Raw genomic sequence first — 23,410 nt, 5'->3', positions numbered from 1 at the left:
ATGGGGGGGTAAACCCCGCCATATCCGGTCCGACCGTGCTCTGGCTGCTACTGGCGGCGATCGGCGGCACAGGCCTCCTGGTGGTTTGGCGGCGGGGCCAGCGCTCGCGAATGGTTCCGGCTTCCCCCAGGCATGAGCCGGTCGTTGAGGCCGTGAGCTTGGATGGACACGGGCCTATCGTGTCGGCCAAGCCGGCGCAAATGGCGACGCTTCTTGATGCCGCTGATGAAAATGCCCGGGTCGCCTTGTTAAGGGTCAACCCACCGAAGGTAGAAATGGCAGTGTCAACTCCAGCCGAAGAAGCGGGAAACGGCTTGGAGGTTACGAAACCGGAGGCCAAAGAGCAGGCTGCCGGGGTTGAGGTGACCGCCCCCCAATTCGGCGATGCCGGTTCGCCATCGCCTGGCGAGATGAACCGTCGCCGTGTGACCGAGATCCTTGCCCGCAAAGCACCACTTTCCGCACCAAATCCGCCTCCACCACCTGCGCCGACACCGGGCGAGATGAACCGCCAGCGTGTGGCCGAAATCCTCACCCGCAATGCTCCGCTTTCTCCACCACTGCCGGCAAAGCCCCTTTCGCCGCCGGCGGTGCAGTCCCCGACCCTGTTCGGTGAAATGGCCGACACCATCGACTGGAGCAATCTAGGGCTTGGGCGGACGCAAGCCGCTCCGTCGCCGCCACCTCCTCCTCCCGCCCTCGCGGAAGCCGGAGGGTGGGTGCCGGCGGGGAGGTCGGTGACGGTGGCTGGCATCACAATCGCGGACGGGATGGTCTATGTCGGCCGGCATCTGCCCCGGCTGGATCGTGCCGGAACAGAAAACTGTCTGATCGATCCGTCACTTCCGGTTCGTTCAGGGACGACGCAATGGCGGATCGGCTATTTCCCGTCCTATGCGGGACTCGACCCGGTCTACCGCTACGCCTATCTGCGCTGGCTCGCCGATGGACGTTCGACCCCGGAGGCGGATATGGGGTTGGTCTTCCTGTTCTTTTATGGGCTGGAGCGACGGCTGATCGGCGACCGCAGCCAGGCGGATGCTCCCGCAATCATTGCCGAAGTCGAGCGGCTGCGCCGCGTCTACGGCGCCAACGCCTCCTTTATGCGCTATTCCGGTCAGCTCCTGACCATGGCGCGACTGATGTTCGAAGGCGTGCCGGGCGAACCGCCGGACCTTCATGACCGCAATTGGGAAATGCCGCTCGACCTCAAGGTTGGTTTGGGTCATCGCGTTGCGACGGGCGAGGCGATCAGGGGCGACTGGATGCTGGCGTGGCTGCATTGCGATCCCGATCTGGTTTGGCGCACGCCGGCGATGCGTGCGCCGGAACAATTCCGTGCCCTTTTCCTGCGTCGCTTCGCCGAACGATTCCCCAACGGCATCACCGTCAAACCGCCGCAACGCAAGCTGCGCCCCGCCTATCAGGCGTGCAGCGGAACCTTCCGCGCATCGGTGTCCATCGAGGTCGCCGGGGCGGAACTGCCGGACGTGGCGGCGCTCAGCGCGCCGCTGACCAAGGCGCGACCGCTGGCGGAAACCTGCATGGACGCTCTGGACCCCTACAGCCGCTTTCTCGGCCGCAGTCCGGAGCGGCGCGACAGCCTAGAGGCCTTCGCGCTGCTGCCGGCCGAATTGCGTGAAACCCCGCCACCGGCGGTGGAAGGGTTGCGTCGCTGGCTGGACGGGCTTGCCGCCGACCGTCCGGCCCTGGTCCCCTGGACCGAGCTTCTGCAGCGGGTGAATGGCGCCCTTCCCGACAAGCCGGGCAAGCGCGACGTGCAGGGCTTGGCGTCGTCCCTGGCGGTTCTGGGTTACGGGATCGAACCCGACCCGGCCTTCGGCGGGCGGTTGCCTCGCCAGAACGAGCCACTCGCGCTATTCCGGATCGTTGGGGACGGAATGCGGGACGGTGCGCCGGACGGGGCCGCGTCCGACGCCTACCGTAACGCGCTTCTGCGGTTGACGCTGGCGGTGATGGTCGCCGGGGCGGACGGCAGCGTCGCGGCGGAAGAGCGGGCGCTGCTTGCCGCGCATATCGCCGACGCGCCCGACCTGTCGGAGGACGAGCGGCGACGTCTGGCTGCGCATGTCCATTGGCTGGAGGCCTGCCCGCCCGACCGCAATGCGCTGAAGTCGCGCGCGGCGGCCCTGCCGGTCGAGGCGCGGGACAATGTCGGCCGGCTGGCCATCGCCATGGCCGCTGCCGACGGGCGGGTGGACGCCGAGGAGATAATGCTGCTCCAGAGGCTCTACAAGCTCCTGGGTCTCAATCCCGACACGCTGTACTCCGATCTGCACGCCCTTGGGGCGGAGGACCGGGGCGGTTCCGGTCCTATCGGCGGTCCTGCTGCCACCGCGCCGGAACCTGACGCATCCGCCGGGCTGCGCCTGGACCCCGAACGCATCCGCCGCATCCAGGCGGATACCGCCCGTGTGTCCAGCGTGCTGGGGTCGGTGTTCGCCGACGAGGTCGCGGTGCCGGAAACCCCGCCCCCCGTCGCTGCGGCCGACGATAAGGAGGATGCGGATGAAGACGATCCTTTCGACGGGCTGGATTCCCAACACCGGACCCTGCTGCGCGAACTCTGCGCCGCCGAACGGTGGAGCCGCGACGATTACATGGCGCTCGCCCGCTCGCTGGAGCTGATGCCGGACGGCGCCATCGAAACGATCAACGAATGGGCCTTCGACCGCTTCGACGAGGCCATCCTCGACGATGACGATCCGATCACCGTCACCCTCTCCCTTCTGCAACCGTCCATGCCGGAGCCTGCTGCGCATGTCTGAACCGATCGCCAAGATCAAGCCCAAGGACCGCGATGCCATCCTTCAGGCGCTGCGTGCCGGCGTCGTGCCTCGCCTGGGGCTGCAACACATCCAGGTCGGCCGCGCCCGTGAGGTCGAGGAGATGATCCGCGACGTTGAGCGGATCGCCCAGGGCGGTGCGTCCATCCGCTTCATCATCGGCGAATATGGGGCGGGCAAGACCTTCTTCCTCAACCTCGCCCGGTTGATCGGACTGGAAAAGAAGCTGGTGGTGGTCGGCGCCGATCTGGCCCCCGACCGCCGTCTCCACGCCAGCGGCGGACAGGCGCGCGGCCTCTACGCCGAACTGCTGCGCAATCTGGCGACGCGCACCAAACCGGAAGGCGGGGCGCTGGCCAGCGTGGTTGAGCGATTCATCGGTGACGCCCACAAAGCCGCCAAGGCGTCGGGCCGGGAGGTCGAGGAGGTCGTTCACGAGCGTCTGGCGCCGCTGGAGGATCTGGTTTCCGGGTTCGACTTCACCACCGTCCTCACCCGCTATTGGCAGGCGTCGGAAGAGGGCAGCGAAGCGGGCAAGGCGGCGGCACTGCGCTGGCTGCGCGCCGAATACTCCACCCGGACGGAAGCCCGCCAGGCGCTGGGCGTGCGCGACATCATCGACGATGCCAGCTTCTACGATTATCTGAAGCTGCTGGCGAAGTTCGTGGTGATCGCCGGCTATGATGGGCTGCTGGTCGTGCTGGATGAAATGGTCAACCTCTACAAGCTGACCAACGCCCAGGCCCGTTCGGCCAATTACGAACAGATTCTGCGGATCCTGAACGATGCGTTGCAGGGTTCGGCGGCCAACATCGGCTTCCTGTTCGGCGGCACGCCGGAATTCCTGATGGACCCGCGGCGTGGCCTGTACAGCTACCCGGCACTGCAATCGCGGCTGGCCGAGAACAGCTTCGCGCAAGGCGGTTTGGTCGATCTGTCCGGCCCGGTGATTCGCCTTCAGAACCTGACGCCGGAAGATTTGTATGTTCTTCTGCGCAATCTGCGCAACGTCCACTCCGGTGGCGATCCGGCACGCCACGCGGTTCCCGACGAAGCGCTGGGCGCCTTCATGGAGCATTGCAGCAAGCGGATCGGCGACGCCTATTTCCGCACGCCGCGCAACAGCGTGACCGCCTTCATCAATCTGCTGGCGGTGCTGGAGCAGAATCCCGGAACATCGTGGCAGAGCTTGCTCGGCACGTTGGAGGTGGCGGCGGAAACGTCGTTGCCCGATGCGATGCCGGAGGGTAACGGCGACGAGTTGGCGTCGTTCAGGCTGTAGGGGAGGAGGGAGGGTTGACGCCTACCGTGGTCTCCTCCCAGCTTCCGGGCGTCCAGGCTACAACCCGGTTCATGGGCGATGGGCCTGACAGGGGGACCGTGGCGATGTGGAAGCGGCGCGGCTCGGTGCTGTCGATGCACAGGCCGATGCCGCAGTCAGCATCCAGCTTGGCATTCGTCTGCCGGGCGCGAGCGTGCAGGATCGCGCTGTTGGCGACGACCATGCGATCAATGAACTTGTCCGCCAGATCCACCCACGCTTGTGGGTCCAGCGGCCGACCCGCAGCGAGGCGTCGAGGACCGGGGTGAACACCCAGTCCGGCCGCGTCAGGCGGCAGGCCGCGCGGCTGGGCATGTCCTGCTCCAGATCCTCGCAGATGAGGACCATCAGCCGGCGTCCCGCTTCGGTCTCCACCACTTCCAGCACATTTCCCGACCACGTCCATTCCCGGTGGTCCATCCCCGTGGCGGTGTGGTCGATCCCACAACCGGTAAGCCGACCGCAATCCATGGCATAGCCGTTCATCTTCCGCTGTTGCCACAGCACGTCGCCACGTCCGTTGAGCGCGGTGCACTCGTTGTAGAAGCGATCCTCCTCAGCCGGTTCCTCGCTGATACCGGAGCCGAGAAGGATGAGCGAGAGCGAACCCGCCGGCTTCCGTCGCAGCCCCTCGCGGATGAGGCGGCGCGTGGTAGGGCCGACGCACAGTTCCGGGAACACGGCGATGTGTGCGCCCTGGGCATCCAACTCCGCCAGAGCTTTCAATGCCCGCTCGGCGAGCGCCGTCTCGTCCGTCGGCACCACGTCAAGGAACGCGCCACCCTCGGAGGGTGTGATCGCCTGGAAGTGGAGATCGTCGGCTTGTTCGGCCAGCGGAACAAAGCCGACGCGGGTGTCGTCGGGAGCGTCGGCGCTCATCCGCCGCGGCAACACACGGACGTTCAGGCGGTAAGCTGGCCCCAGGGCACCCGGACGAACAACGGTGAGGTGGGGGAATTCCTGCTCCAGATTGTCACCGTTGCCCCCGACCTTTCCCCTGTCCAGGCGGAGCGGCCCGCGCGGGATCACATGTCCCAGCGCGCCAGGATTGCGGCCGTAGCTGCCGTGCTGCCGCTGCTGGCGGTTGAAGGCGCCCAGTCCTTTGCTGGCCTTAAGCAGGCCGCCAGCTGGGGTTGCCTTGGGCCGTATCGTCTCGAAGGCGAGGTCGATGCTCTGCGCCACCACGAAGGCGCGCCGCAGCCAGGGCTTCGGCGGCACCGTGAAACGAATCTTCCGGTCGAAGGGTTCGGTGCCTTTCAGATAGGTTTCCATGAGCGGTGGCAGTCGGCCGTCCGGCGCGTTCAGCAGCAACTCGACGAAGCGGTCCACCTCGGCCGGACGCTGATGTCCCCAGGCATGCCCGACAACCTTTTGGATGTTATTCTCCAGTTCCGCCCACAGGCAGGCGAACACGTCGGGCACCCATTCAACATAGTCGGACCATGTAGGAAAAAATTGTTCGGTCGGAGAGTGAGGCGACATAAAAGCTTGTCCAAAGGGTGATGCCAAAGGCGCTTCTGCGCGTGAAGGTTATACGCTCTCCGGATGTATGGGAACATGTTTGTTCGCCGGCTTGCGAGCGCGCTTAAGGGGTCCGGCGATTCTCTTGATCGTGTCCACAAGGTCCTGGTCGATTTCTTCCTTTACCGCTTTGGCAAGCTTGGTGTAGCGGTCAAGAAGCCGACGTCCCACCTCTCTGAAAAGCAGCGGCTCTCTTTCCGCAATTGGTCGAATATTTTGCAAGCATTCCTTCGTGCATTGGAACGCTTCATCCTTCACTTTTGTTTTTCCTAATGCAAAAACTAGAGTTTCGCAGACTAGTGAGTAATAGAAATAAGGGGTCGCCGAAGAAGTTCTTAATGACACGCTGAGATAAACTTCTTTCACAGCGCGACATATATCCGCTATTGCCTCAAAATTACCAAAATCTCCCATAATCTCGCAGATAGCCATCTGAACATTGTAAACCGATGGTATATCAAGTATTATTTCATCTTTCTTTGCTTTCTCAAATATTTTTCTGGTCTCTTCATAAGATTCTTTCAATCCTTTGAAATCTTTTTCTGCGCTTAGCGATTTCATTAAGGTTGCGTATAGAAACGAAAGCGTGTAAACGCTGGTTCCTATATTCAATACGGAATCATCAAGAAGATTGATGGCTTCCCTTGCAACTTTCTGTGCGGATTTGTTTTCGTGTTTTAAGAGATGCACCCGTGCTAGCGTAGACAACGCCTCGGCGAGCGACGCCTTTGACGAAGCAGTCTTTTCATTGCTGAGGGACTGCCAAATGGCCACACACTCCTGAGCGGCCAAACCTGCGGCATCAAAACGCTCTTTCCGCAAGTAAATGTTTGCAGATCTTAAGAGCAGGTTCGATAGGCAGGGAGCCAATCGGCTGGCACGCTTATCAACAAGCGGCCTGTAGGTGTCGATTGCGCACTCCAAGAGATCCAATGCGGTTTCGACTTGGTCGGTTACGGCCAAGTCATCGGATGCAGCTAGAACACCTGCAGTTAATCTCTCGACCCAAGACAGAGAGTCGACGCCCTCTCTCCGCAATTCCTCTAGCCATTCCAATAGGCGGGTGTAGCTGGTGCCAGGATTGCGGGCGAACGTCTTCAACTCCGCTTCTCTGGGATCCCGGAGTTCCACAGCGCGTTGATAGGTCTCGCGTTGCCCATCACTGAGTCGAATCGACTCCAGATCCGTCAACCCACTGACCTCACGCGCCAGCCACAGCATGTCGGCCAGCAGCGTGTTCCGCTCGCCCGGGCGATCGGCGATGGCAGCCAGCGTCTCGCCGCCGGCATAACGGGCGCGGTAGAGTACCTCGGCCTGCGCCCAATAGAGTTCCTTCTCTTCCGTTGACAGACCGCTCAGCAGGTCGTCCAGCCGGTCGCGGGCGAACTGCCAGTTCCCCTCGTAATCCGGCACGTTCTTTTCGACGCGCATCGGCACCGGGTATTGGCGGATGGCGCGACCCTCCGGCTGCTGCCGGGCGATGGACTCCGCCGTCGCGACGATGCCGAGCACGCTCTGCCGGTTGTGGACGAAGCAGTGCACCACCGTGTCCGGCAGTTCGACCGTGCAGACGCCGGACGTGTCGGACAGGCCGGTACGGCTGTCGATCAGGACGAAGTGGTACTCCGCCGTCAACGTCTCGCGCATGCGCGCAATAAAGGCTGCACCGCCGAACCGTTGATAAAAAGCAGCCCAGTCGAAGCCTTGGGACCGCGCGCCGTACTCGCCGTCCTGCCGGCCAGCGGGTACGAAGTGCAAGGACCCCTTGGCACCAGACGGCAAATTCAGCTCCTGTGCGACTCCACGAAGATCGGCGAGGTCGAGCGGGTCGCCTGCATCCTCCTTCTTCGGCGCCAGCAGCAGGTCGACATAGGCCCACAGCCGGTCGATCAGCCCCTCCGTCCGCTTCAGGTCCGGATCGCTGCGCATCAGCGGCAGGAAATAGCGGTGCAGGCCCGGCGCTTCGATGTCCCAATCAATGACCAGAACCTTCTTGCCGTTGGTGGCCAGGACCCAGGCGACATTGGCCACCGCCATACTGCGCCCGGATCCGCCCTTGTAGGAATAGAAGGTGACGACCTGCCCAGTCATGCCGCCACCAGATCGTCTTCGCGCGCATCGCTCTTGAGCGTCGTGAGGTCGAGCAGCGGCAACTCGGCGCGTTCGAACGTCCAGCCGACCGGTTCGCGCTGCATGCGCTGGTGGTAGCGTTCGGCGGAAGACATCGACCCGCCGGCGGTAAACCGACCCTCCAGGGCGGCACGCGCGGCGATGCCGAGACGGATGAAGACCTCACGCCCGGACTTCTGGCTGATGACGACGCCGGCGTCGCGTAGCGGCTTCAGCATGCGGGTCATATGCCCCGCATCCTTCTTCAGGGCCTGCGCAAGATCGACATTGCGGTACTCCTTTTCCAGCAACAGATTCAGTATGGGCTGACTGGAGGAAGCCAACAATTGCGCCTCGAAAGCGGCCGACGGGGCGCGGTCCTTGAGCGCGCCCATCATCTCCACCGCCATCGCGACCTGACCAGCGCGGAAAAGCGGATCGGACTCGCTGTCCAGCGGCAGGCGGCGCGCCATGGCATCGTACAGCGACTGCAGCCTCTCGAACTCCGCAACCGCGTCCCGGGCCGCGCCTTCTGCGGCGGCCTCGACGACGTCCTCGGCGAGGGCCATCAACAATCCGTCAATGTTCTGACTCTGATCCGCTTTCCCCTCCGGTATCGCTTCGATCAGCGTCTCTACGGAGTTCCATGGCATGGTAGGACCTTCCTGGCGTTTCGGGCCATCTCTTCACAGAGAGAATTGACTCCGAGGTCGCACAGAGTCAAGGATCGGTCAACTTTCCTGGTTGAATTAACCTGTCGGCGTTACGCGCTTTCCGATATAGTGCGCGAGAAAGGGAGACATGACGATCCCGACGCCCACCGCTCCCGATTCCTTCGACCTCCTGCATCCTGGTATTCGCCGTTGGACTTGGCAGCAGGGCTGGGGCGATCTGCGCCCGATCCAGCGCGCCGCCATCCCATCCATCGTCGCTGGCGACCGCGACGTCATCGTCGCTGCGCAGACCGCCGGCGGCAAGACCGAGGCGGCGTTCCTGCCGCTGATTTCACGGATCGCCGACGAGCCGGGCGGCGGCTTCCGGTTGCTCTACGTCAGTCCCTTAAAGGCATTGATCAACGATCAGTTCCGCCGGCTCGATGCGTTGTGCGAAGCGTTGGAAGTGCCGGTGTACCGCTGGCATGGCGACGTCTCCGCCAGCCAGAAGCAGAAGGCGCGCCAGCGTCCGTCCGGCATTCTGCTGATGACGCCTGAATCGCTGGAGGCCACCTTCGCCCGGCGTGGGCTGGAGATTCCCCGCCTCTTCGGGGCGCTCGATGCCGTGGTGATTGACGAGTTGCATGCCTTCATCGGTGCCGAGCGCGGACGGCAGTTGCAGTCCCTGCTGCATCGGCTGGAAGTGTCGATCGACCGCCGGATTACCCGAATTGGCCTATCCGCGACGTTGGGCGACATGGCGCTGGCCGCCGACTTCCTGCGTCCCGGCGAGGGGGAGCGGGTGGAATTGGTCGAGGACACGGCATCGGACCAGAGCCTGCTGCGCCTGCAATTGCGGGGCTTCACCCGGACGGCCCTGGCCGCTCCGGCCGACGCGGCACAGCGCCAGTTGTCCGCCGCCGAAGCCAAAGAGGAACTCCCGGAGGATGCGGATGAGGCGGTGCAGCGTGCCATGGCCGAGCATCTGTACAAGACCCTGCGCGGCGGCCGTCATCTGGTGTTTGCCGGGCGGCGTGGCACGGTGGAGGAGTTGTCTGACCTGCTGCGCCTGATCTGCGAGCGGGACCATGTCCCCAACGAGTTCTTTCCCCACCATGCCAACCTGTCGCGTGACCATCGCGCCTATGTCGAAGAGCGCTTGCGCGAAGGGCCGCTGCCGACGACGGCGGTCTGCACGGCGACGCTGGAACTCGGGATAGACATCGGTGACATCGCCAGCGTGGTGCAGGTCGGCCCCCCCTGGTCGGTGGCGAGCCTGCGCCAGCGGATGGGCCGTTCCGGCCGTCGCGCCGGGCATCCGGCCACTCTCCGGCTTCTGGTGGCGGAGCAGGAACTTCGCGCCGGCTTGACGCCACCGGACGCACTGCGTTTCGGCCTGACGCAGGCGGTGGCCATGGTGTCACTTCTGCTGCGCCGCTGGGTGGAGCCACCACGTCCCGCATCCGTCGATCTTTCGACCCTGGCGCATCAGACGCTCGCCCTGATCGCCGAGCGCGGCGGCGTCCCTGCAAAGTCCGCCTGGGAAATCCTGTGCCGTAACGGCCCCTTCGGACTGGTTCCGCCGCGGCTCTATGCGGCTCTGCTCCGCGCGATGGGGCGTCCGGAGGCGGGATTGATCGAACAGGCGGCGGACGGCACGCTGCTGCTCGGTGAGGCGGGAGAAAGGCTGGTCGATCATTACGACTTCTATAGCGTTTTCCAGACCAGCACCGAATTCCGCGTTGTCCATGGCGGCACCACGCTGGGCACCCTGCCGGTGGTGACGCCGCTGGCCGCAGGAATGACCATCATCTTTTCAGGTCGGCGCTGGACGGTGACGGCGGTGGTGGACCGGGAAAAGCTGATCGAAGTGGTGCCATCCTCCGCGGGGCGCCCGCCACCCTTCGGCGGCGGCGGTGGCGACTTGCACGACACCGTGGTGGAGACGATGCGCGAGGTGTACGCCGAGACCGGGAGTCCCGGTTTCCTCGACGGCACGGCGAAGGCTTTGCTGGCTGAGGCGCGAGCGGCCTACACTCGCTACGGCTTGGCCGGCAGCGGAGCGATCGACGATGAGGGGCATGTCTGGCTGTTTCCGTGGGTTGGAACCGTAAAGCTCGGTACGCTGGCTTTGGCCCTGCGCGCCCGTGACATCGATGCCAACATGCGGGGCGTTGCCTTGGAGATCATCGGTACGACACGGGAAAAGGTCGTCATGGCGCTGGACACGATCGCGTCCGCTCCGGCGCCCGACGCGATGAGCCTTGCTGCGACCGCCACGAACAGGAGCATCGGCAAGTATGACGCCTTCCTAACCGATGACCTCCTGTTGCATTCCTTCGCCAGCCAGAAGCTGGAACCGGCGGCTTTGCCGGAGATTGCGCGCCGGTTGCTGAAGACCTCTCCACTATGAATGTCGATTAATATCCATCAGGTTGACAACCTGCAGCATTCTTGGTCGGTATTATTAACTGATCGATATGTGTGGCAGGCACGGAGCTTTAGGGGTTCAGAACTGCACCAAAAACGAGCTGGTCATATGTTCACCGCCGGCAACCTCAATTCTCGGTGGTTGCGCGCCCCCGCAACCAAATCACCAAAAAGCCCGCCTCCATCTTGAGCGCGGGCTTTTTGCTGTTCCTCGTACGACAACGCCTTCGCCGAGACCAGCAACGACCTCTACAAGACGGGGGTGATTCGGCGTCGTGGGCCGTGGCGGAACCTGCGGTTCAAGGCTGGCCGTTCCGGAGCTTTCGGCGGGTTGACAGGGCTCCACCCATAAAATGCCCCGGCGGGACGGGTCCGGCCGGGGCGAAAAGGCAGTTGAGACGACGACTGCGGAAAGAAATGCGGTTACGGCACGGCGGTCACGACGCGTGGCGCAGGGGGGCGGAACCGGGGGAGTTCGGCCGTTTCTGCGCCGTGGTCGTGGGGAAGGGCAGCACCGACGGGCGGCCGTCGGACACCCGCAGGGCATCCGCAGGTTCCCGCCCGTTCAACAGCCACTGATAGGCGGCGGCGATGGCGACCCGGTCGCGGCCGTCGGCGGACAGCACGCGCAGGCCGGCTGCGGTTTCCCCAGTCGTGCCGCCGCGGCGAACCGCATCGCACAGCGCATGGCCGAGCCGGAGATCCGACACCAGAACCGCGCTGGTCCCGGCCTGGACGACGACCGAGGCCAAGGCTCCCAGATGGGAGGACGGCAGGGGGGAAAAGCCGACCTCCCGCAGATCCAGGAACAGGCCACGCCCGTTGCTGCCGCCGGACAGCGCAGTGCGCAACGTCCCGAGCCAGGCTGAAGGAGGAGCGTCACGAAGGCCGCTGCAGGCGACGGCGTGGAGACCCCAGTCGGTGGCTGCGACGGTGATGTCCTTCATGCTGTTCCCCTTCGGTGAAGCCCGGGTTCCTCATGCAGGTCGGCTCCCTTGAGTCCGCCGGCTGGGGGGGCGGATGACCGCGACGGAGCGTCCCTGCCGAAAGAGTATAGGGGAAACTCCTAACAATCAGTAACGGAAACTAGTTTCGGGATTGAAATCCGCATTCCGGCTTCAGCATCCGATGGGCCGTCCCTCCGCCGCGCATTGCAGAAGCAAAGCGGACGGGCGCCATTGCGGGCCGCCAATGTCGCGGTGGTAACGCTGAACCGCCTCGGCGATCCTGCCCACCCCTTCCTGATTGGCCCAGAACAGCAGGCCGCCGCGCCAGGACGGGAAGCCGTAGCCGTGCAGCCAGATGGCGTCGATGTCCACCGGCCGGGCGGCGATGCCTTCCTCCAGGATCTTGGCCGCCTCGTTCACCATCGCATAGAGGCAGCGTTCGCGGACCTCCTCGTCGCTGACGGTGCGCGGGGTGATGCCGCGGCGCCGGCGATCCTCCTCGATCACCGCCGCCACCTCGGGATCGGGGATCGGGGTGCGGCTGCCGGGTTCGTAGCGGTAGACGCCGGCCGAGGTCTTCTGGCCGTAACGGCCGCGTTCCGCCAGCGTGTCGAGCCAGTTGGGCGCCTGCGCCTCCGGATCGCCGGACTTGCGCCGCTCCTCGCGGATGCGCCAGCCGACATCGATGCCGGCAAGATCGGTCATCGAGAAATGGCCGAGCGGGAAGCCGAAACCGGTCAGCACGCGGTCGACCTGCTCCGGGCTGGCCCCTTCCTCGACCAGAGCCATCGATTCCCGGCCGCGCTGGTGCAGGATGCGGTTGCCGACGAAGCCGTAGCAGACGCCGACGGCCACGCCGACCTTGCCGATCCTGCGCGCCAGCCCCATCACCGTCGCCAGCACCGTGTCGGAGGTCTTGGCCCCACGCACCACTTCCAGCAGGCGCATGACGTTGGCCGGGCTGAAGAAATGCATGCCCAGCACGTCCTGCGGCCGGCCGGTGGCCGCGGCGATGGCGTCGACATCCAGCGTCGACGTGTTGGTGGCAAGGATCGCGCCCGGCTTGCAGGACTCGTCCAGCTTGCGGAAGATCGTCTGCTTGACCTCCATGCTCTCGAACGCCGCCTCCACCACCAGATCGGCGTCGGCGAGGTCGGCGTAGGACAGGGAGGGGTGGATCAGCGCCATGCGCTCCTCCACCTGCGCCGCGGTCAGCCGGCCTTTGCGGGCAGTGGCCTCGTAATTGCGGCGGATGGCTGCAATGCCGCGGTCGAGCACCTCCTGCGCGGCGTCGACCAACACGGCCGGAATGCCGGCATTGGCGAAGCACATGGCGATGCCGCCGCCCATGGTGCCGGCGCCGATCACGCCGACCTTGCGGATGTCGCGCGTCGGCGTATCGGCGGGCAGGCCGGACACCTTCGCCACCTCGCGCTCCGCGAAGAAGGCGTGGATCAGTCCGGCGCGCTGCGGCGAGTCCATGCAGGCCAGGAACAGTTCCCGCTCGCGCGCCGTGCCCTCGGCGAAGGGCAGGGTGACGGCGGCTTCCACCGCGTCGACGATGCGGTGGGGGGAGAACAGGTGCGGCTGGCGCTTGGCGAGTTCCGCCCGCTTCGCCGCGAACAGGGCGGGGTCGGTGCCGGCGATGCGGTCGGTGCGGGCGCTGACCGGCTGCGGGACGCCTCCGTCGGCCAGCAGCCGTTCTGCGGCGCGCAGGCCGGCTTCCAGCGGCGAGGTGCCGTCCTCCACCGCATCGACGAGGCCGAGCGCCAGCGCCTCTTCCGCGCCGACCGGATCGCCGGACAGGATCATGTCCAGCGCCTTGGCGGCCCCGACCAGCCGCGGCAGCCGTTGCGTGCCGCCGGCGCCCGGCAGCAGGCCCAGCTTCACCTCCGGCAGGCCGAGCTTGGCCGATTTCAGTGCGACGCGGACATGGCAGGCGAGCGCCACCTCCAGCCCGCCGCCCAGCGCGGTGCCATGGATGGCGGCGATCACCGGCTTGGTCGCGGCGTCGAGGCGCGCCACCACCTCCGGCAGGGTCGGCGGGGCGGAGGGCTTGCCGAACTCCCGGATGTCGGCACCGGCCATGAAGGTGCGGCCGGCGCAGACGATCAGCAGCGCGTCCGCCCCGTCGTCGGCCAGCCCGGCATCGAGTGCGGTGATCAATCCGCTGCGCACGCCATGGCCGACGGCGTTGACCGGCGGATAATCGACGGTGATGACGCCGACTTGGCCCCAAACTCCTCCATTTGGGCGCGCATACTGGACAGGATTGGACGGAACCGCTTCAGTCTGGGCCGGCGATGGCATCGGCACTCTCCGGAAAGCCATGGATGCGGGCCGATCCGATCGCAAACGGCGTCATGGGGGGCGGCCCGTGGATCGTCAGTCTAGCAGACGATCCAGCCGAATCAAGATTTCGGAATATAGTTCCATTATACGAAATTTGTTGCCAGCCACACGGTATCGGGAACCGAAGAGCCTGGGCGAAGGTTGGCACTCGGGTCGAAGGTTACCGCTGGAGTTGGGGTTATGGATTTGACGGGGAAGGTCGCGCTGGTCACCGGTGCAGGCTCGGGCATCGGCAAGGCGTCGGCGGTGCGTTTCGCCCAGGCCGGCGCCAGCGTCGGCGTGCTCAGCCACACCGCGGACGAGATCACGAAAGCCGCCGAGGAGATCAAGGCGGCCGGCGGCAAGGCGCTGGCGCTGACCGCGGATGTCGGCGACGATGCGGCGATGCGCCAGGCCATCGACCGGCTGGTGGGGGAGTTCGGGCGGCTCGACATCGTCTTCGCCAATGCCGGCATCAACGGCGTCTGGGCGCCGATCGACGAGCTGACGCCGGAGGAATGGGACCGCACCATCAACACCAACCTGCGCGGCGCCTATCTGACGCTGCACCATTCGGTTCCGCACCTGAAGAAGGCCGGTGGCGGATCGGTGATCGTCACTGCGTCGATCAACGGCACGCGGGTGTTCAGCAACACCGGCGCCACCGCCTATTCCTGCACCAAGGCGGCGCAGCTCGCCATGGTGAAGATGCTGGCGCTGGAACTGGCGCCGAGCCGCATCCGGGTCAACGCCATCTGCCCCGGCATCATTGACACCGAGATTCCCGACAACACCCAAAAGCGGAACCTTGAATCGGTGCAGACCCCGATCGAATATCCGCGGGGCAAGGTGCCCCTGACCGGTGGCAAGTCCGGCGACAGCTTCGACGTGGCGGAGCTTGCGCTTTTCCTGGCGTCGGACCGGGCCAGGCACATCACCGGCACGCCGGTCTGGATCGACGGGGCGGAATCCCTGATGGTCGGCTGACGATCCGCAATCACCAAAGGCGAAGAAGACCATGAGCTTGCAGGACAAGGTGCGGAACAACGAGGAACTCAGCCGCTATGAGCTGACGGTGGCCGACTCCACCGCGCTGGTGACCTACGACATGCGCGAGGGCAAGATCGCCCTGACCCACACCGAAGTGCCGGGCGAAATGTCGGGCCAGGGGGTGGGGTCGGCGCTGGCCAAGGGCGCGCTGGACGACATCCGGGCCAAGGGACTGAAGGTGCTGCCGATCTGCACCTTCATCGAGGCCTACATCAAGCGGCACCAGGAGTATCAGGACCTCGTCGGCTAAGCAGGGTTTCCGGCCTCGTCGAGGAAGATCAGCTCGCCGTCCAGCAGGAAGAGGCAGATGCAGTCTTCCTCGCTGGCGCCGCTGGCGTGATGGTCGGTGTCGGCGACGTATTGGGCGACGTCGCCGACGGCGTAGCTGCCATATTCGTCGCTGAACGCGCCCTGAAGGACCAGCAGCAGTTCGTCTGCGGTGTGGCGGTGGGCCGGCACCGGAGCGCCCGAGGCCATGCGCAGCAGGCAGATGGTCGTTCCGGACAGGGTGCGTTCCCAGCCCGACAGCCAAACCCCCTTGGCGATCTCCCGCCAGGTTCCGTCGTCGGTCGGCGTGTCGATCGCCTCCGGCAGCCAGCTGCGCAGCGGCTCCGGCACCGGGCGCCCGCCCAAGGAGCCGGCGGCAAGCGGCTTCGGCGGTTTCGCCTCAGCCGGCGCGCCACCGGCAGCGAGCAGGCCGTCCATCCGGTCGAGCAGGGCGTCCAGCCCGCCCAGGCTGTCGTGATCGTCGCAGGGCAGCTCCTCGAACCAGCTGCCGCACAAGGCCTCATAAGAGGCGACGCGCTGGCGGCAGTCGGGACAATAGGCGAGGTGGGTCGCCACCAGCAGCGACTTGCCGGCCCGCTCCTGCCCGCTGGCATAGCCGATCAGAAGCTGGTCATCGGGATGGTGGAGCGGCAACGTCACGCCTTGTCCCCCAAGCTGCGTTTCAAATGGCCGAGCGCGAGGCGCAGCCGGGTCTTCACCGTGCCCAAGGGCACTTCGGTGTCCTCGGCGATCTCCTCGTGGGTCTGCTCAAGGAAATACGAACGGCGTAACACTTCGGATTGGTTTGCCGCCAACGAACCGATCGCCTCCTGCAGGTGCCGGCTGCTCTGGACCAGCTGGGCGGACTCCTCCGGCGTGGCGTGGGACTGCGGAGTCATCGCCGGATCCGCCGGGTCGGGGGCCGGGCGCATCTCCTTGCGCAGGCGGTCGATGCGCCGGTTGCGGGCGATGGTGAAGACCCAGGTGCCGACGGTGGCCTGGGCGGGATCGAAGCTGCCGGCCTTCAGCCAGACCGTCAGCATCACGTCCTGGACCAGTTCCTCCGCCGTGCTGCGGTCGGCGCCGAGCCTAAGGCAATAGTGCAGGATCTTCGGGGCGAAATGGCGGAACAGGGCGGCGAAGGCCGTGCGGTCGCGATCCCGCGCCACCGCACCGACCAGCGTGTCCAGCCGGTCGGCATCCAGGCTCTGCGACGGCCGATCCGGATCCTGGTCCGGCGGCTCTGGCAAGAGGGGTTCCCGCGAAAACGGCATGCAACCACCAGTCAGCATTCCACCGCCGGGCAGCTTACCCTGAACTCCTTAACGGAGCCCTTTGAAAATCATCAGTCCTCCGACGATGACTTCAGCGGGCCCATGGGGTCGAGCGGAGAGACGGTGGGCGTCGTCTGCGGCAGCGGACGGAAGGCGGCCTGCTCCTCGGCCGGCAGCGGCGGACGGACGCGGGACCGCCATAAGCCAAAAACGGTGGCGCACAGCGCGCCGCCGCCAATGAAGGCGAACAGGCCGATCGGCCCCGTCGTGGTCATCAGGGCCGATGCCACCGGCGGCCCGATGATGGCGCCGACCGAGTTGGACAGGATCAGGCCGCCGCTGGCCGACACCATGTCCTCCCGCCGCACATAGTCGTTGGTGTGGGCGGCGCAGATCGGATAGATCGTAAAGGACAGGCCGCCGAACAGCGGTGCCACCACCATCAGCGCCAGCTGCTGGTTCATTCCGGCGGCGGCGATCATGCAGACGCTGATCAGCGACAGCGCGGCCGTCAGGCCGATGATGACGCTGCGCCGGTCGAAGCGGTCGGACAGCCGGCCGAGCGGCCATTGCAGCGCCATGCCGCCGAGGATCAGCACCGACATGAACAGCGCCGTCCCCGACACCCCGAAACCGGAGGCGGCGCCGAACACCGGGGCAAGTCCGTAGATCGATCCGGTGATCGCCCCGCTGATGAAGACCCCGGCCACCCCCAGCGGCGAGCTTTGATAGAGCCGCCGGATGCCGAAGGATGAGACGTCCGGCAGTTGCGGCGGCGTGGTCCGCGTCAGCGCCACCGGCACCAGCGCCAGCGTCAGCAGGATCGATACGATCATGAACAGGCGGATGCCGGTCTCGTCATCCAGCCGCAGCAACTGTTGGCCGACGCCCGACGCGCCGTACAGCGTCACCATGTAGGCCGACAGCAGCTGTCCGCGGCTTTGGTTGGTGGCGGTGCCGTTCAGCCAGCTTTCGATGCACATGTAGAGTCCCGCCATGCAGAACCCCTGTGTCAGGCGAAGCACCGCCCACAGCGACGCATCGACGAACAGAGCATGCGACAGCGCGGCGACCGAAACGACCGAGGCGAAAGCGGCGAAGGACCGGATATGTCCGACGCGGGTGATGATCCGGTGCGCGAAGAGCGACCCCAGTGTCAGCCCGGCATAATAGGCGGCGGTGATCATCCCGACCGCGGTGGTGCCGGAATCGGTCGCCGCGAGGCGAAGACCGATCAGGGTCGACAGCGCACCGTTCCCCAGCATCAGAAAGGCGACGCCCAGCAGAAGCGAGGCAACCGAACGCACAACCATAGGCATGCCTGATCTCCGCCGCCGTCAGCGAGTCATGGCCGGTATACCGGTCAGGTTCCGATGATGCATGGCGGGGACTCCGATCACTTGTTGACGGGCGGCAGCTTGCACTGTCGGGGGTCCAACAGCCAAGCCATGGATTCGCTCCGCCGCTGCGGACCGGCACTTCGGCGGCCCTGCCTTACCATTGGGTCACCCAAACCGTTGACAGATCATACCGTTCGGTAACATACCTTCCATCAGGTAATTCCCATCAGCCGATGATCCTCCAGTTGACGTCAGGGGAGACGCTACCATGTCCGACACCGCCCCACCGGTCCTGGCCCCACCGGTCCTGCTCGTCCGCGAGGGGGCCGTGTCCTGGATCCGGCTGAACCGGCCGGGTGTGCTGAACGCGCTGGACGAGGCGACCGCCGCCGCCTTCCTCGACGCCTGCCGCAGCGTGGCGGAAGAGGGCGGGACAGGGCCGACGCGGGTTCTGGTGATCGCCGGCAATGGGCGCGGCTTCATGGCCGGCGGCGATGTCGGCCGTTTCAACGACGATCCCGCCGCGGCTCCCGCCGTGGCCGGCGCCATCATCGCCCATCTGCACGAGGCTCTGCGCGTTCTCGACCGGCTGGACGTGCCGGTGCTGGCCTCCGTCCATGGGCCGGTGGCGGGGGCGGGGATGAGCCTCGCCAGCGCCGCCGACCTCTGCATCGCCGCCGACGACGCCAGGTTCACCATGGCCTACGCCCGCATCGGCGCCACGCCGGACGGGTCGGGCAGCTTCCACCTGCCGCGCCTGGTCGGGCTGCGCCGCGCCATGGAGCTGGCGATGCTGTCCGACGTGATCGACGCCGCGGAGGCCCTGCGGATCGGGCTGGTCAACCGGGTGGTGCCGGCCGCGTCGCTGGCCGAGGAAACCGGCAAGCTGGCGGAGCGGCTCGCCGCCGGGCCGACCGTCGCCTATGCCGGCATCCGTCACCTGATGCGCCAGTCCTTCGACCGGACGCTGGACCAGCAGTTGGACGCCGAGCGCGACCGCTTCCTCGCCACCGCCGCCACCGCCGATTTCATTGAGGGCGTCGGCGCCTTCATCGCCAAGCGCAGGCCGGATTTCACCGGCCGCTGAACCAACGCCCGCCAACCGTTATCTCCGTCCGAGAAGTGGACCCTACCATGCAGAACGACATCGTCATCGTCGGCGCCGCCCGCACCGCCATCGGCGGCTTCGGCGGCAGCCTGAAGGATGTGCCGCTGACCAAACTCGCCACCGTGGCGGTCAAGGCGGCGCTGGAGCGCTCCGGCGCCGCGGCCGACGCCATCGGCCATGTGGTGATGGGCAACGTCATCCCGACCGAGACCAACGACGCCTATCTCAGCCGCGTCGCCGCCATCGACGCCGGGATTCCGATCGGCACCCCGGCCTTCAACGTCAACCGCCTGTGCGGCTCCGGCCTGCAGGCCATCGTTTCGGCGGCGCAGTCCATCGCGCTCGGCGATTGCGAGGTCGCCATCGGCGGCGGTGCGGAATCGATGAGCCGCGGCCCCTATTTCGTGCCGAGCGCCCGCTGGGGCACCCGTCTGGGCGACGGGGCGCTGGTCGATTACATGAACGGCATCCTGCACGACCCGTGGCAGAAGATTCACATGGGCGTGACGGCGGAGAACGTCGCCGCCCGCTACGGCATCGACCGCGAGGCGCAGGACGCCCTGGCGTTGGAAAGCCAGCGCCGCGCCGCCCACGCCATCGCCGAGGGGCGCTTCAAGGACCAGATCGTCCCGGTGGAGATCGCGTCCCGCAAGGGCACGATCGTGTTCGACACCGACGAGCATGTGCGCGGCGACGTCACCCCGGAAGGGCTGGCGAAGATGAAGCCGGTCTTCAAGAAGGACGGGTCGGTGACCGCCGGCAACGCCTCCGGCCTGAATGACGGCGCCGCCGCGGTGGTGCTGGCCGACGCCCGCCGTGCCGCGGCGCTGGGGCTGAAGCCGTTGGCCCGCCTCGTCGGCTATGCCCATGCCGGCGTAGAGCCCGATTACATGGGCATCGGCCCGATCCCGGCGACCCGCAAGGTGCTGGAGCGGACCGGCCTGTCGGTCGCCGACCTCGACGTGATCGAATCCAACGAGGCCTTCGCGGCGCAGGCTTGCGCCGTGATCCGCGAACTGGATTTCGATCCGGCCAAGGTGAACCCCAACGGCTCCGGCATCTCGCTCGGCCATCCGGTGGGAGCGACCGGCGCCATCATCACGGTGAAGGCGATCCACGAACTGCACCGCACCGGCGGCCGCTATGCCCTGGTGACCATGTGCATCGGCGGCGGCCAGGGCATCGCCGCGATTTTCGAACGGGTTTGACGTCGAGAGGTTCCCCCTCTCCCCCCGGGGAGAGGGAATCCTCCTGCGCCGGAAGATGTGCGTCCAGGTTTTTCATTGAACGATCAATTAAAATAAGATCCGCCTCCGTCTGCGGCCAATCGCGCAACAGCGCCGTCAAAATGCAGCTTTCGTGAACGCAGCTATCGACCGCGCCCCTTGTCTCGGGGCAATCTACGGCCCGATTGTCTTCACCCTGGTCTGTTGCGTTCCGGAAGCCTTGCCCATGACGATGATCCTGCCCACGCCCATCGGCTCGTCTTCGACGGGCGCTGCACCGGTGCGTCTGGCGGTCCGCGGCCTGCGCAAGGTCTTCGCCGACGATCCGCTTCCGGCGCTGGACATGCTGCGCAACGGCGCGACCAAGGCGGAGGTGCTGCATCGGCTGAACGTCAATGTCGGCGTGGCCGAGGCCAGCTTCGACATCCGGGCCGGCGAAATCTTTGTCATCATGGGCCTGTCGGGGTCGGGCAAATCGACCATCATCCGGCTGCTGAACCGCCTGATCGAACCGTCGGAGGGGGAAATCCGGCTGGACGGCCGCGACCTCACCGGCCTGTCCTATTCCGATCTGGTCGAGGTGCTGCGGCGGGACATGAGCATGGTGTTCCAGTCCTTCGCCCTGCTGCCCAACCGCACCGCTCTGGAGAACGCCGCCTTCGGGCTGGAAGTCGCCGGGGTGAAGCGGGGGGAGCGGCGCAGGGCGGCGCTGGCGGCGCTGGAGCGGGTGGGGCTGGCGGACTATGCCGACCGCTATCCGAACGAGCTGTCGGGCGGGATGCAGCAGCGGGTCGGGCTGGCCCGCGCGCTGGCCAAGAACCCGACGATCATGCTGATGGACGAGGCCTTCTCGGCGCTCGACCCGCTGATCCGCAGCGACATGCAGGACGAGCTTCTGCGGCTGCAGCGCGAGGATGCCCGCACCATCGTCTTCATCTCCCACGATGCGGAGGAGGCGATGCGCATCGCCGACCGCATCGCGGTGATGGAGGACGGGCGGATCGCCCAGATCGGCACCCCGGCGGAGATCCTGCGCGCGCCGGCCGACGAGTATGTCCGCGCCTTTTTCCGCGGCGTCGATGCGTCGCGCGTTCTGCGCGCCCGCGACATCGCCCGGCCGCCTGACGACGGTGATCCCGACGAGCCGGTACGATTCCGCTACCGCACCGATGCGGCGGGGATTTTCCGCGGCGTGCTGGCCGGCGACGGCGCATCGGCGCTGTTCGGGCTGGAGCCGGTGGCGGCCGACACCCCCATCCATGCGCTGCTCGGCCGGATCGCCGCGGCGCCCTGTCCGCTGCCGGTCATCGAGGCGGATGGCCGGCTCATCGGCGTGATCTCCCGCGCCGTGCTGCTGGCCGCTCTCGACCGTGGCGAGGATGCCGGGCGCGAGGTGCGCCATGGCTGACGCCGGTCCGATCGACGTCGAGTGGCTGAGCGAGACCATCGGCGGCGGCATCGCCCGCGGCTCCGAATGGCTGGTGAACACGATCCTCGACCATGGGCAGCCGGTGCTGACCGTCATCGCCGCGGCGGTCGACGGGCTGGGCGAGACGCTGGACGGGCTGCTGCTGGGGGTGCCGCCCTGGCTGCTGGCGCTGGTGCTGGCAGCCATCGCCCTATGGCGGGTCGGGCGTGGCTTCGCGCTGTTCACCCTGCTGGCGATGGGCGGCATCTTCGTGATGGGGCTGTGGGAGCCGACGGTCTCCACCCTCGGGCTGGTGCTGGCGTCCACCGCGCTCAGCCTGATCGGCGGGGTGCCGCTCGGCATCTGGATGGCACGCAGCAAGCTCGCCGATGGGCTGGGCAAGACCCTGCTCGACCTGATGCAGACGATGCCGGCCTTCGTCTATCTGATCCCGGCGGTGCTGTTCTTCGGGCTTGGCCGGGTGCCGGGCATCATTGCCACCGTGGTCTTCGCCATGCCGCCGGCGGTGCGCCTGACCGCGCTCGGCATCCGGCAGGTTCCGGTGGAGCTGGTAGAGGCCGGCCGCGCCTTCGGCTGCCGCCAACACCAGCTTTTGTTCAAAATACAGCTTCCCAACGCCCTGCCGTCGATCATGGCCGGCGTGAACCAGACCATGATGATGGCGCTGTCGATGATCGTCGTCGCTTCGATGATCGGCGCCGGGGGCCTGGGCAACGTGGTGCTGCAGGGCATCCAGCGCCTGGACATCGGGCTTGGCGTGCAGAGCGGGCTGAGCGTGGTGTTCCTGGCCGTCGTGCTCGACCGCATCACCCAGAGCTTCGGCCGGGGCTTTGGTCGACCGGCTTCCGCCAGAACGGCCAAGCGGCGCTGGTGGCGGCGGTGAGGTCAGGCGTTCAGTTCGGAATCGAGGTAGCCCAGCGCCACGGCGCGCGCGGCGCTGCCGTCGATGGCGCCGGTCAGGGCGAAGCGCAGCCACAGCCCGTCGATCATCGCGGCCAGCCCGACCGCCACCCGTTCCGCCCGTTCCGGCGGCAGCAGCGGGCGCAGGGCGTGCAGCAGGTTGGAATGCAGCCGGCGGGCGTTGATCCGCTGCAGCCTCGACAGCGCCGGATTGTGCGGCGCCTGCGCCCAGAAGCCCAGCCATGCCGCGACCACCCGCGGTTCGAACTGGTCGGGTGCGAAGTTGCAGTCGACGATCGCCTCCAGCCGGGCGCGCGGCGAATCGGCCGCCGCCAGCCGCTTGGTCGCGTCGTCGCGCAGCTGTTGCAGCATGCTGCGCATGGTGGCGGCCAGCAGTTCGTCCTTGCCGCCGAAATAATGATGGATGATGCCGGGCGAAACGCCGGCCCCGCGGCTGATCGTCTGCACCGTGGTGTCGGCCAGCCCGTGCTTGCCCATCGAGGAGATGGTCGCGTCGATCAACTGGCGGCGGCGGATCGGTTCCATTCCGACTTTGGGCATGGGGCTGGCGGTCTCCTGTCCTTGTCCGCCAAGGCCGTCCGCGACCGGGACCTTGGCTTGCGCCGCAACAAATGCGCCATTTTCACCGCTCCGTCGATGACGAAAACGGCAGATGCCGCGGACTGGAACAACAAGA

18 protein-coding genes are annotated in these 23,410 nt (G+C 66.3%); 9 read left to right on the top strand and 9 right to left on the bottom strand.

Annotation, left to right across the window (positions count from 1 at the left end; all coding sequences use genetic code 11):
- Positions 1-179: 179 nt before the first annotated feature.
- Both TSH20_RS23390 and TSH20_RS23385 read left to right on the top strand, forming a co-directional pair.
- On the top strand, positions 180-2,789 hold the full coding sequence (locus TSH20_RS23390) for a TerB N-terminal domain-containing protein (RefSeq protein WP_247874519.1): 2,610 nt from the start codon (positions 180-182) through the stop codon (positions 2,787-2,789).
- On the top strand, positions 2,782-4,089 hold the full coding sequence (locus tag TSH20_RS23385) for an ATP-binding protein (protein WP_199232119.1): 1,308 nt from the start codon (positions 2,782-2,784) through the stop codon (positions 4,087-4,089). The genes TSH20_RS23390 and TSH20_RS23385 overlap by 8 nt, the downstream gene beginning before the upstream one ends.
- Before the next feature lie 69 nt (positions 4,090-4,158).
- Here TSH20_RS23385 and TSH20_RS23380 read toward each other — a convergent pair whose 3' ends face one another.
- The 3 genes from TSH20_RS23380 to TSH20_RS23370 form a co-directional block, all read right to left on the bottom strand.
- On the bottom strand, positions 4,159-5,550 hold the full coding sequence (locus TSH20_RS23380; protein ID WP_109492990.1) for a hypothetical protein: 1,392 nt from the start codon (positions 5,548-5,550) through the stop codon (positions 4,159-4,161).
- Between the two features lie 108 nt (positions 5,551-5,658).
- Entirely contained in the window at positions 5,659-7,740 is a 2,082-nt protein-coding gene (locus tag TSH20_RS23375) for an AAA family ATPase (protein ID WP_109157330.1), read from the bottom strand.
- Positions 7,737-8,411: a winged helix-turn-helix domain-containing protein gene (locus tag TSH20_RS23370; RefSeq protein ID WP_146205457.1), complete on the bottom strand. Its 675-nt coding sequence runs from the start codon at positions 8,409-8,411 to the stop codon at positions 7,737-7,739. Before TSH20_RS23370 ends, TSH20_RS23375 begins: the two co-directional genes overlap by 4 nt.
- Before the next feature lie 148 nt (positions 8,412-8,559).
- Between TSH20_RS23370 and TSH20_RS23365 the strand changes: the two genes are divergently transcribed.
- Positions 8,560-10,824: a DEAD/DEAH box helicase gene (locus tag TSH20_RS23365; protein WP_109157328.1), complete on the top strand. Its 2,265-nt coding sequence runs from the start codon at positions 8,560-8,562 to the stop codon at positions 10,822-10,824.
- Positions 10,825-11,278: 454 nt separating this feature from the next.
- Here the strand turns inward: TSH20_RS23365 and TSH20_RS23360 are convergent, their stop codons facing one another.
- Positions 11,279-11,788, bottom strand: coding sequence for a hypothetical protein (locus TSH20_RS23360; protein ID WP_109157327.1), 510 nt, complete (start codon positions 11,786-11,788; stop codon positions 11,279-11,281).
- Between the two features lie 171 nt (positions 11,789-11,959).
- On the bottom strand, positions 11,960-14,098 hold the full coding sequence (locus TSH20_RS23355; protein WP_199232118.1) for a 3-hydroxyacyl-CoA dehydrogenase NAD-binding domain-containing protein: 2,139 nt from the start codon (positions 14,096-14,098) through the stop codon (positions 11,960-11,962).
- A 222-nt stretch (positions 14,099-14,320) separates the two neighbouring features.
- Between TSH20_RS23355 and TSH20_RS23350 the strand changes: the two genes are divergently transcribed.
- Together TSH20_RS23350 and TSH20_RS23345 are read left to right on the top strand one after the other, a co-directional pair.
- Positions 14,321-15,106: an SDR family NAD(P)-dependent oxidoreductase gene (locus TSH20_RS23350; RefSeq protein ID WP_109157326.1), complete on the top strand. Its 786-nt coding sequence runs from the start codon at positions 14,321-14,323 to the stop codon at positions 15,104-15,106.
- Positions 15,107-15,137: 31 nt separating this feature from the next.
- The gene (locus TSH20_RS23345) at positions 15,138-15,419 is read left to right on the top strand and encodes a GNAT family N-acetyltransferase (RefSeq protein WP_109157325.1); all 282 of its coding nucleotides are present in this window, start codon (positions 15,138-15,140) and stop codon (positions 15,417-15,419) included.
- Here the strand turns inward: TSH20_RS23345 and TSH20_RS23340 are convergent.
- The 3 genes from TSH20_RS23340 to TSH20_RS23330 all read right to left on the bottom strand — a co-directional run bounded on the left by TSH20_RS23340 (position 15,416) and on the right by TSH20_RS23330 (position 18,029).
- A complete protein-coding gene (locus TSH20_RS23340; RefSeq protein ID WP_109157324.1) occupies positions 15,416-16,096 on the bottom strand; it encodes a ChrR family anti-sigma-E factor in 681 nt (226 codons plus the stop codon). The genes TSH20_RS23345 and TSH20_RS23340 overlap by 4 nt on opposite strands.
- A complete protein-coding gene (locus TSH20_RS23335) occupies positions 16,093-16,686 on the bottom strand; it encodes a sigma-70 family RNA polymerase sigma factor (protein ID WP_247871623.1) in 594 nt (197 codons plus the stop codon). Before TSH20_RS23335 ends, TSH20_RS23340 begins: the two co-directional genes overlap by 4 nt.
- Before the next feature lie 95 nt (positions 16,687-16,781).
- Positions 16,782-18,029, bottom strand: coding sequence for an MFS transporter (locus tag TSH20_RS23330; protein WP_109157322.1), 1,248 nt, complete (start codon positions 18,027-18,029; stop codon positions 16,782-16,784).
- 289 nt (positions 18,030-18,318) lie between these two features.
- On the opposite strand from TSH20_RS23330, the gene TSH20_RS23325 reads away from it, so the two are divergent.
- The 4 genes from TSH20_RS23325 to TSH20_RS23310 all read left to right on the top strand — a co-directional run bounded on the left by TSH20_RS23325 (position 18,319) and on the right by TSH20_RS23310 (position 22,696).
- Positions 18,319-19,137, top strand: coding sequence for an enoyl-CoA hydratase-related protein (locus tag TSH20_RS23325; protein WP_109157321.1), 819 nt, complete (start codon positions 18,319-18,321; stop codon positions 19,135-19,137).
- Positions 19,138-19,184: 47 nt separating this feature from the next.
- Complete coding sequence (locus tag TSH20_RS23320) at positions 19,185-20,366, top strand: acetyl-CoA C-acyltransferase family protein (RefSeq protein ID WP_109157320.1); 1,182 nt, start codon at positions 19,185-19,187, stop codon at positions 20,364-20,366.
- A 244-nt stretch (positions 20,367-20,610) separates the two neighbouring features.
- A complete protein-coding gene (locus TSH20_RS23315; protein WP_247871622.1) occupies positions 20,611-21,792 on the top strand; it encodes a glycine betaine/L-proline ABC transporter ATP-binding protein in 1,182 nt (393 codons plus the stop codon).
- Complete coding sequence (locus TSH20_RS23310) at positions 21,785-22,696, top strand: proline/glycine betaine ABC transporter permease (RefSeq protein ID WP_109157319.1); 912 nt, start codon at positions 21,785-21,787, stop codon at positions 22,694-22,696. The genes TSH20_RS23315 and TSH20_RS23310 overlap by 8 nt, the downstream gene beginning before the upstream one ends.
- Before the next feature lie 2 nt (positions 22,697-22,698).
- Here the strand turns inward: TSH20_RS23310 and betI are convergent, their stop codons facing one another.
- On the bottom strand, positions 22,699-23,274 hold the full coding sequence (gene betI, locus TSH20_RS23305) for a transcriptional regulator BetI (protein ID WP_109157318.1): 576 nt from the start codon (positions 23,272-23,274) through the stop codon (positions 22,699-22,701).
- Between the last annotated feature and the right edge of the window lie 136 nt (positions 23,275-23,410).

Origin of the sequence: Azospirillum sp. TSH20 (assembly GCF_003115935.1) — a bacterium.
Classification (GTDB): Bacteria; Pseudomonadota; Alphaproteobacteria; order Azospirillales; family Azospirillaceae; genus Azospirillum.
This window is presented reverse-complemented; position numbering and strand designations above follow the sequence as displayed.

What these genes read in the sequence shown, in the direction of transcription:
- TSH20_RS23385 (WP_199232119.1), top strand. Translation starts at nt 2,782, where the DNA reads ATGTCTGAACCGATCGCCAAGATCAAGCCCAAGGACCGCGATGCCATC.
- TSH20_RS23375 (WP_109157330.1), bottom strand. Translation starts at nt 7,740, where the DNA reads ATGACTGGGCAGGTCGTCACCTTCTATTCCTACAAGGGCGGATCCGGG.
- TSH20_RS23370 (WP_146205457.1), bottom strand. Translation starts at nt 8,411, where the DNA reads ATGCCATGGAACTCCGTAGAGACGCTGATCGAAGCGATACCGGAGGGG.
- TSH20_RS23365 (WP_109157328.1), top strand. Translation starts at nt 8,560, where the DNA reads ATGACGATCCCGACGCCCACCGCTCCCGATTCCTTCGACCTCCTGCAT.
- TSH20_RS23360 (WP_109157327.1), bottom strand. Translation starts at nt 11,788, where the DNA reads ATGAAGGACATCACCGTCGCAGCCACCGACTGGGGTCTCCACGCCGTC.
- TSH20_RS23355 (WP_199232118.1), bottom strand. Translation starts at nt 14,098, where the DNA reads ATGCCATCGCCGGCCCAGACTGAAGCGGTTCCGTCCAATCCTGTCCAG.
- TSH20_RS23350 (WP_109157326.1), top strand. Translation starts at nt 14,321, where the DNA reads ATGGATTTGACGGGGAAGGTCGCGCTGGTCACCGGTGCAGGCTCGGGC.
- TSH20_RS23345 (WP_109157325.1), top strand. Translation starts at nt 15,138, where the DNA reads ATGAGCTTGCAGGACAAGGTGCGGAACAACGAGGAACTCAGCCGCTAT.
- TSH20_RS23330 (WP_109157322.1), bottom strand. Translation starts at nt 18,029, where the DNA reads ATGCCTATGGTTGTGCGTTCGGTTGCCTCGCTTCTGCTGGGCGTCGCC.
- TSH20_RS23325 (WP_109157321.1), top strand. Translation starts at nt 18,319, where the DNA reads ATGTCCGACACCGCCCCACCGGTCCTGGCCCCACCGGTCCTGCTCGTC.
- TSH20_RS23320 (WP_109157320.1), top strand. Translation starts at nt 19,185, where the DNA reads ATGCAGAACGACATCGTCATCGTCGGCGCCGCCCGCACCGCCATCGGC.
- TSH20_RS23315 (WP_247871622.1), top strand. Translation starts at nt 20,611, where the DNA reads ATGACGATGATCCTGCCCACGCCCATCGGCTCGTCTTCGACGGGCGCT.
- TSH20_RS23310 (WP_109157319.1), top strand. Translation starts at nt 21,785, where the DNA reads ATGGCTGACGCCGGTCCGATCGACGTCGAGTGGCTGAGCGAGACCATC.
- betI (WP_109157318.1), bottom strand. Translation starts at nt 23,274, where the DNA reads ATGCCCAAAGTCGGAATGGAACCGATCCGCCGCCGCCAGTTGATCGAC.